The sequence below is a fragment of the Pseudomonas sp. K5002 genome (genome assembly GCF_013386655.1).
Lineage (GTDB): Bacteria > Pseudomonadota > Gammaproteobacteria > Pseudomonadales > Pseudomonadaceae > Aquipseudomonas.
Genome location: NZ_JACARK010001075.1, coordinates 2,393 through 2,806, shown reverse-complemented (window position 1 = coordinate 2,806; position 414 = coordinate 2,393). Strand labels below are relative to the sequence as shown.

The window sequence follows — 414 nt, the reverse complement described above, 5'->3', positions numbered from 1 at the left end:
TCGGTTGACGCAGCTTTCACTGGAGCCATTCAGGCTGACGCGCTCGGGGCGCACCGACAAGGTCACCGGGCCGCCGACCTGGCCGACGTTCACCGCCAGCGCCTCGACCTTTTCGCCGCGCGCCAGTTCGACCACGCAGCGGTCGCCGGTGTGGCTGTGCAGGCGGCCATTGAGGCGGTTGTTCTCGCCGATGAAGTTGGCGACGAAGGTGTTTTTCGGTTCTTCGTACAAGGTGCGCGGGGCAGCGATCTGCTGGATCTCGCCCTGATGGAACACCGCCACCCGGTCGGACATGGTCAGTGCTTCGCCCTGGTCGTGGGTCACGTACACCACCGTCACGCCGAGGCGCTGGTGCAGGTGCTTGATCTCCATCTGCATGTGTTCGCGCAGTTGCTTGTCGAGGGCGCCGAGGGG

At 65.5% G+C, this 414-nt stretch carries 1 pseudogene; it reads right to left on the bottom strand.

From position 1 onward, the window contains the following. Positions 1 to 414 (bottom strand): annotated as a pseudogene (locus HX846_RS39975) (spermidine/putrescine ABC transporter ATP-binding protein); the annotation flags it as partial.